Origin of the sequence: Microcystis sp. LE19-195.1E, assembly GCF_027532095.1 — a bacterium.
In the GTDB taxonomy this organism is placed as follows: Bacteria; Cyanobacteriota; Cyanobacteriia; order Cyanobacteriales; family Microcystaceae; genus Microcystis; species Microcystis aeruginosa.
In genome coordinates this window covers 1-1,981 of record NZ_JAPZSZ010000266.1, presented here as the reverse complement: position 1 = coordinate 1,981, position 1,981 = coordinate 1, and the positions used below count along the sequence as shown (strand labels likewise).

General features: G+C 45.8%; 1 protein-coding gene. It reads right to left on the bottom strand.

Annotated features, from left to right (window positions below):
• Positions 1–401 precede the first annotated feature (401 nt).
• Positions 402–1,853: a RecQ family ATP-dependent DNA helicase gene (locus tag O9300_RS14900; protein WP_287972444.1), complete on the bottom strand. Its 1,452-nt coding sequence runs from the start codon at positions 1,851–1,853 to the stop codon at positions 402–404.
• Positions 1,854–1,981 lie beyond the last annotated feature (128 nt).

Sequence of the window (1,981 nt, the reverse complement as noted above, 5' to 3'; positions counted from 1 at the left end):
TTGTATAGTAAGACTTTTAGCGATTACTAAGAATTATGAAGTGTCACACTCTAGTCAGCGATCGCCAGCTTAATGAGAGTTTATCTCAATAATTTGGTATCAGAGCTATCAGATTTTTAGGGCTAATTGTGCATCTGCTGGGCAAACAAATTAGCCTGTAATTCAGAGCCGGCAATCGTTTTGACGATTTAGATAAAATTTTCAATGTGACACTTTAGGGTGCGGAATGTGGGTAGTAAATCCCTTGATAGATTCAATGGGGACTAACTTCTGTAAAACCCGCTATAGATCTCCTGCAAAAATCAAAAATCTGACCTTAGCTGAGGAGAATCCGAGACAGGAGGAGAAAAAAGACATAAAAATTTAGTACAAATGCTCTGCTCTCCCTGCTCTGGCGCTTCCTAGCTTACCAGAGGTCGATTGCGACGACAATTATCGCAATGACCACAGCGAAAATTATCGGCATTTTCCTGAAAACCAAAGGCATTTAAGAGAAAGTGCCAACGACAGCGACGGGTATAGAGGTAGGGAAACATCTCATTTTTGGGTTTAAAAGTCATCTTGGCGGAATTATGGCGATAAATAAGCCGATAATGAAAAGGATCGAGCCATTCTAGGCGATCGAGACTGTGTAAAAGGGAGAGAATAAGCGCACCATCGGGAAATTCGGCACTAATCGCCTCTACTTTGCCCTCTAGGGGAATTTGGGCTAAAATTTGCCAAGCTTGTCGGTATTGGCGTTCCTGTTGGGAGTTAAAGAATTTTTGCTGGTTTTTATCGCTATTATCTAACCATCCCGTCGGTTCACTAATTAAGGTGAGAGCCTGCATTTTACCCCCATCGCGACCACCGCGGCCGATTTCCTGTAGGTATTCCGATAGTAAAGCTGGGGGTTGGTAGTGGACAACCCAACGCACATCGGGTTTATTGATACCCATGCCAAAAGCTGAGGTACAGACAACAAAAGTTAAATCCCCCCGCAGCCAATTTTGTTCTATTTCCCGACGCTGAAAGGGCGATAAACCCGCATGGTAGGCACTGGTGCGATAATGGAGAGATTGCAACCATGTCGCTAAATTTTCACTATGGCGACGGGAACGAGTATAGATCAGGCCGGATTGTCGAGGTTGACCGGTGAGGAAGTTTAATAGTTGATGACGACGACAACCGGGGCTAATACATATTTTGGTGCTTAAGTCAAGGTTTTGACGGTAAGGATTTATTAAGAAAAGCTGTGGTTTTTCTAGTTGTAAGACGCGGGTGAGAGTCTCACGGGTGGCGGGGTTAGCGGTGGCGGTAAAAGCAGCGATCGCTATTTGGCTGCCGGCCGGTTTTGATCGCAGCAGAGCGGGACGGACAGCACCGAGACGACGGTAGGCAGGACGAAAATTATCGCCCCACTGGGTTAAACAATGGGCCTCGTCGAGGATGAGAGCGTTAATTTTAACGTGGGGAAGGGTTAATTTTGACCAGAGGGGCGGACTTAAGAGGGTTTCTGGGGAAAGATAGAGAAGTCGCAGGGTTTGATCTGCGATCGCGGCTAAGGTTTTCTTTCTCTGTTGTCGGGGGATTTCGTGATGAATCAGGGCGACGGGTAGTTTTTTGGCTAATAATTCCTCCACCTGATTTTCCATCAGGGCAACCAGGGGAGAAATCACTAGGGTTAAGCCGGTTTTTAATAAAGCGGGCAATTGAAAACAGATAGATTTACCGAATCCCGTGGGCATAACAATCAGGGCATCTTTTGCCGCTAGAATTGTCTCGATAATCTCCTGTTGGGGAAAGCGAAAGCTATCATAGCCCCAAATTTTTTGAAAAATAGTCCGGATGCTTTCGGTATCGTGGGAAGACATGGTTATACTTCTGGGGAAGTGGGGTGTGGGGTTTGGGGTGAGGGGTGTGGGGTGAGGGGTTTGGGGGAGTTGAGCGGTTTTGACTATCCCAGACGGGAAACAATATTTCCCATAATTTAATTTTATAT